The organism is Bifidobacterium sp. UBA6881, assembly GCA_002451435.1.
Lineage (GTDB): Bacteria > Actinomycetota > Actinomycetes > Actinomycetales > Bifidobacteriaceae > Bifidobacterium.
In genome coordinates this window covers 6,378-12,066 of sequence record DKCF01000029.1, presented here as the reverse complement: position 1 = coordinate 12,066, position 5,689 = coordinate 6,378, and the positions used below count along the sequence as shown (strand labels likewise).

The following is a 5,689-nucleotide window of genomic DNA, read 5'->3' as shown; positions in this document are numbered from 1 at the left end:
TTGGCTCACCGAGCATGAAGGCTACAGCCGTCCGTCGGTGGTTCCGGCGCGCTGACGGCATGTGACGCGGTCGCACGCTTCTTCACCGTGTGAAACATTGTGTGAAACGCTGGTCGTTGGCGTCGCGCTGCATATAAATGCCGTATAGATGCCGCACGATTTTGATTTTGGTGACCAATTTTGAATCGTGCGGTGTTTTGTATCCCCCAAGTGTAGAAAACGGCAAGGAAACCATGCTTAGGGGGCATGTATGCATGGTTTGATGTCACATGGTTCCATTTTTTGCCTGAAAATCGAAATCGTGCGGTATTCTGCCATGATTCGGCGGCAATGCACGGCACCGCGCACGGTACAGTGATAACTATGCAGGGCATGTTTATTTCGTTTGAAGGCGTTGACGGTGTGGGCAAGACCACGCAGGTCGAGCGGTTGCGCGCGTATGTTGAGTCGCAGGGGCGCGAATGCGTCGTGACGCGCGAGCCCGGCGGCACCGCATTGGGCGTCGCCATCCGCAGGATGTTGCTGCATGGCGTGCCATCCGGGGACGGCGCGGATGGTTCCGCCGTCCAGGGCGCGGACATCGCTCCACGTGCCGAGGCGCTGTTGTTCGCGGCCGACCGTGCCCAGCACGTCGACGAGGTGATTCGTCCCGCCTTGCGACGCGGCGCCGTGGTGATCACCGACCGCTATCTGGACTCCTCGCTCGCGTATCAGGCCGGAGGGCGTGAGCTTACGGTCGATGAGGTGCGGAATCTGAGCATGTGGGCCACCGATGGCCTGTTGCCCGACCGCACCTACCTGCTTGATCTGGACCCTGTGGAATCACACGAGCGGCTGCAGCATGACGAGGATCGGATGGAGGCCGCGGGCGATGATTTCCAACGTCGCACGCGCGCCGCGTTCCTTGATCTGGCCGAGGCCGAGCCTATGCGTTTCCGCGTGATCGACGCCGGGCGGTCCATCGACGATGTCTGGACGCAAATAAAGGATGATTTCTCCACGCTGTCTGCCGACGGCGTGACTTGCGCGGAAGCCGTTTCGTCGGAACACGCGGGAAAGGGGACCGTCCGATGAGCGTATGGGATTCGATAGTCGGCCAGAACCGCGTGGTCGAACAGTTGCGGGCCATCGCCGATGGCGATCCGAAGGCCATCGCGCAGTCGTGGCTGATTTGCGGTCCTCCGGGATCCGGCCGTTCCAATGTGGCGCGCGCCTTCGCCGCGGCGTTGGAAAGTCCCGACCACGGCGCCGATGACGAACCGACCAAAGTCACTCAGCAGGTGCTGGCCGGCACACATCCCGATGTGACCGTGTTGTCCACCAACAAGGTGACCATCGGCATCGACGAGGTGCGCGACATCATCGCGACTTCGGAACAGATGCCGAGCACCGCGCCTTGGCGGATCATCATCATCGAAGACGTGGACCGCATGCTCGAACGCACCACCAACGTGCTGCTGAAAGAAATCGAGGAACCGAGCGCGCACACCATCTGGCTGCTCTGCGCGCCCAGTGCGCAGGACGTGCTGCCCACCATCCGTTCGCGCACCCGCATCGTCAATCTCGCCGTTCCATCGAACCGTGCCGTGGCGCGATTCCTGGAAGGCGAGGGATTCGATACGAACATCGCGGCGCGCGCGGCCCGCTTGTCGGAGGGGCATATCGGCATCGCTCGATTGTATGCGGGCACCGAGCGCGTCATGACGGATCGCGACGAGCTGATCGTCGGCGTATTGGGATTGCGCCGCGCATCCAACGCGGTGCTGCTCGCCGGCAATCTCATCGACAACGCCAAAGGGCAGGCCGAGGAGGAAGTGCGCAAGCGCGCCACGAAGGCGGAGGCCGATTTCCGGCGGATCAATGGCCTTGGGCCCAAGGACCGCATTCCGCCGAAGCTTCGCGGCGCGTACAATGCGATCGCGAAGAAGGACGAGTTGAAGCGGCAGACGACCCGACTCACCCGCGATGTGCTCGACCGCGCGCTGAACTCGATCGCCAGCATCTACCGTGACGTGGCGGTGCTGCAGAACAACGCCGAGGATTCGGTCGGTCTGATCAATCTGGAGAACCGTTCGGCGATCACGGAGCTTTCGGTGAAGCTCGACCGCACGGCCGCAGTGCGGCGTTTGGAAAGCATTGCGACCGCGCGTCGCAGGCTCAATGGGAACGGCGCGCCCGCGTTGGTGTTCGAAGCGTTGTTCTGCTCGCTGATTCCATAGGCGTTCGCCGCCATGCCTGATGGCGACTGGTGCCAAGTATGGGCCGGCGGCGATTCAGCGGCGGACCACCGATGAATCACGCACGATCAGCTGCGGTGTCAACATGATGCGCGCCGCGACATGCTGACGCATCGGCCGTGCCGCCGGTTTTCGACCGGTTTCCGCCGTGGCGGATCGCATGACGTCGGCTTCCGCGATGGCATCGCCATGTTCTTGGATGTTGTCATCGGCCGTGCCGCAGCCCAGCAATCGTAGGGATTCCGAGACGATTTGCCGGAACGGCGGCCGCACGGAAGTCAGCTTCGGCAGGGCGGTGGCCGCGATGGGGGAATCGTTGAAACCGACGACCAGCACATCCTCCGGAACGCGGATCTCCAACGCATGCAACGCCATCATCGCGCCGAACGCGATCGCGTCATCGGCGCAGACCACGGCCTCCGGCTGCACCAATGGTCCGTGGAACAGCCGCATCGCGCAGGCGTAGCCGCGTTGCACGCTGCGCTCGCCGAATTGGTTCCAATCCTGCTCGGTGCGCAATCCGTAGGTGCGCAGATGCGTGTGGAACATCGAGAACAGTTCCGCCGATTCGAAGGAAAGCTCGTTGCCGGCCATATACGCCGCGGAGGCGATGCGCTGTTCTGCCAGATGCCGGATGACCATTTCCATCGCGGCGTCCTCGTTGATGCCGACCAATGATGTGCGGAACGAGGTCTGCCGGCCTCCGATCTGCACGATCGGCAGGGCTTCGGCGTGGCGGTCGAGGCATTCCGCCAGATCGGCGCCCGCGGCGGGGACGACGATCAGCCCGTCGACGTTGCGTCCGGCCAGCGATTCGATGCGGTTCTCCTGCTGTTGCCGCGTGCCGCCAATACCAAGCAGCAGCTGCCGGGAGTCGTTGTCGATGATCGGTTCGATCTCATCGAGCAGTTGCGCGCTGAAGGGTTCCGTGGCGCTGGGAATGACCAGTCCGATGGTTTTGGTGGTGTCGCTGCGCAGGGAACTGGCCGCGTAGTTGACGGCGTAGCCGAGCTGTTTGGCCGCCGCGCGCACGCGTCGGGCGATGTCGTCGTCTTTGGCGCGTTTGCCGGAAAGCACGCGCGAGACGGTGGCGATGGACACATCCGCCAGCGCCGCGACATTGGTGATCGAGCTGGAGCCGTCGTTTCTTCCCGCCATGTCGGTTCCTTTCCCTCGTGATGCGCCTGCTGCCATGATGTTTTCGCGCATTCAAGAATAGAACAGCCGCCTGCCGATTGCGGCAGGCGGCCATGTTCATTGGAATCCCTGGAATCGCGGTTCGATGCCGCGCATGCCGGATGGATTCACTCGGCGCTGACGAGGATCTTCGCCAGATCGTCGGCCACGGCTTCGGCGTTGTCGCCCTCGACGTCGAGCACGACGGTGTCGCCCTGCTTGATGCCCAGGCCCATGATGGACAGGATGGATCCGGCCGGGACGGCGTTGCCGCCTTCCTTGGCGATGGTGACGGTCTGGCCGGACGTGGTGACGGCCTGGGCGAACATCGCCGCCGGACGGGCGTGGATGCCGGAAGGATCGTTGATGACGAGGTTGCGGGTTGCCATGTGACACTCCTTTGAGTCGTATTGCGATGGTTGCGTTGTTTGGTTGTTCATGATTTCGTCGCGATGCCCCAATGCGCTTCGCTGGTACAGACTATACCACATTTTTCAGAAAATCGGAAAACGTTTACCGTTTGTATTTATTGGAAAATTGTGTATACTGACATGCAGGCTGAAAATGATTTACCGGCGATGACGGTGGGAATCATTGCAGTAACGAATCCACGCGGAACCACTTTGCAGACGAACATCCGTCTCCGCGTGCAGTGGCCTTCCAAGGAAACGAAAGGGAGTTTCTATGAACATCAAAGGTGTTGGCATCGGTCGTGGCGTCGCTGTCGGTCCGGTCATCCGCATGGCCGCTCCATTGCCGGAACCATCGGACGCCCCACGCGCCGAAAACATCGCGGCGGAAACCGAAATCGCGCGTGCCAAGCACTCGCTCGCCTTGGTGAACGCCGACCTGAACCGTCGCGCCGACGAAGCCGCCAACGGTGATGAGGGAGCCAAGCAGGCCGCGCCGATTCTGCAGGCGATCGCCATGTTCGCGTCGGATCCGTCGTTGGCGCAATCCATCGCGGATCTCATCGATCAGGGAAAGACCGCCGAACGCGCGGTGCTGGAAGGTTTCGCCGCGGTGGAGGACATGTTCCGTGCGATCGGCGGATACCAGGCCGAACGCGCCGCCGACCTGCACGACGTCGGCCAGCGCGTCATCGCCGATCTGATGGGCGTGCCGGCCCCGGGCCTGCCGGCCAGCGAGACCCCGTTCGTACTCGTCGCCGAAGACCTGTCTCCCGCCGACACCGCGGCCTTGGACATGGGCAAAACCCTCGCCATCGTCACCTCGCAGGGCGGCCCGACCTCGCATACCGCCATCCTCGCCCGTGCGCGCGGCATCGTCGCGGTGGTATCCGCAACGGAGGCGGAGCACCTGAAGGACGGCGAGAACGTCATCGTCAACGCCGCCAAGGGCGAAATCGTCGTCGATCCAACCGACGAGGAAATCGCGGACGCCGAGGCCGCGCGTTCCCGTGCCGCGGCCGCCAAGGAGTTGCGTGGCAACCCTGGCGCCACCAAAGACGGCCATCCCATTCCGCTGCTCGCGAACGTGGGCAAGCCGGCCGATGCGGCCAAGGCACTGGAATACGGCGCCGAAGGCGTGGGGCTGTTCCGCACGGAATTCCTGTTCATCGGCAACACCGAACCGCCGAGCGTCGAAGAGCAGACCAAGGCCTACACCGAACTGCTCGGCCAGTTCCCGGGCAAGAAGGTCGTGATCCGCATGCTCGACGCCGGAGCCGACAAGCCATTGCCGTTCCTCACGCCGGAAGACGAGCCGAACCCCGCGTTGGGCCTGCGCGGCCTGCGCACCCTGCGCGCCCACATGGATGTGCTCGAAGGCCAGCTGAAGGCCCTCGCAGCGGCGGACGCGGCCACCGACGCGAACCTGTGGGTCATGGCGCCGATGGTCGCCGACCAGCATGAGGCCGATTACTTCGTCAAACTCGGCAAAAGCTTCGGACTGAAGTTCGTAGGCGCCATGGCCGAAGTGCCCTCGATCGCGCTGATGGCCGACAAGGTCGCCGAAGTGGCCGACTTCGTATCCATCGGCACCAACGACCTGACCCAGTACACGCTCGCCGCCGACCGTACCCTCGGTTCCGTGGCCAACTACCAGACCGCATGGCATCCGGCGGTGCTGCGCGCCATCAAGATGATCTGCGACGCGGGCAACGCCAAGGGCATGCCGGTGGGTGTGTGCGGCGAGGCCGCCGCCGATCCGGACCTGGCCGTCGTGCTGGCCGGCCTCGGCGTCAACTCGCTGTCCATGACGCCGGTCGCGCTGGATGACGTGCGCGCCGCGCTCGCCGAGGTCACCTTCGAGGA

Annotated in this window: 5 protein-coding genes; 3 read left to right on the top strand and 2 right to left on the bottom strand. The window is 63.5% G+C overall.

From position 1 onward, the window contains the following. Positions 1–363 precede the first annotated feature (363 nt). On the top strand, positions 364–1,074 hold the full coding sequence (gene tmk, locus B3C64_RS02225) for a dTMP kinase (protein ID WP_291533420.1): 711 nt from the start codon (positions 364–366) through the stop codon (positions 1,072–1,074). Then, a complete protein-coding gene (locus B3C64_RS02220; protein ID WP_291533418.1) occupies positions 1,071–2,219 on the top strand; it encodes a DNA polymerase III subunit delta' in 1,149 nt (382 codons plus the stop codon). Before tmk ends, B3C64_RS02220 begins: the two co-directional genes overlap by 4 nt. A gap of 54 nt (positions 2,220–2,273) precedes the next feature. On the opposite strand, the gene B3C64_RS02215 is transcribed toward B3C64_RS02220, so the two are convergent. Together B3C64_RS02215 and B3C64_RS02210 are read right to left on the bottom strand one after the other, a co-directional pair. Continuing rightward, positions 2,274–3,395 (bottom strand): LacI family DNA-binding transcriptional regulator, encoded by a 1,122-nt coding sequence (locus tag B3C64_RS02215; RefSeq protein WP_291533416.1) that lies wholly within the window; start codon positions 3,393–3,395, stop codon positions 2,274–2,276. Positions 3,396–3,541: 146 nt separating this feature from the next. Next, the gene (locus B3C64_RS02210; protein WP_291533415.1) at positions 3,542–3,802 is read right to left on the bottom strand and encodes an HPr family phosphocarrier protein; all 261 of its coding nucleotides are present in this window, start codon (positions 3,800–3,802) and stop codon (positions 3,542–3,544) included. 295 nt (positions 3,803–4,097) lie between these two features. On the opposite strand from B3C64_RS02210, the gene ptsP reads away from it, so the two are divergent. After that, the coding region (gene ptsP / locus B3C64_RS02205; protein WP_291533413.1) for a phosphoenolpyruvate--protein phosphotransferase at positions 4,098–5,689 on the top strand (1,592 nt) is incomplete at its 3' end.

Coding starts and splice junctions, on each gene's coding strand:
- B3C64_RS02210 (WP_291533415.1), bottom strand. CDS start 3,802: ATGGCAACCCGCAACCTCGTCATCAACGATCCTTCCGGCATCCACGCC.
- tmk (WP_291533420.1), top strand. CDS start 364: ATGCAGGGCATGTTTATTTCGTTTGAAGGCGTTGACGGTGTGGGCAAG.
- B3C64_RS02215 (WP_291533416.1), bottom strand. CDS start 3,395: ATGGCGGGAAGAAACGACGGCTCCAGCTCGATCACCAATGTCGCGGCG.
- B3C64_RS02220 (WP_291533418.1), top strand. CDS start 1,071: ATGAGCGTATGGGATTCGATAGTCGGCCAGAACCGCGTGGTCGAACAG.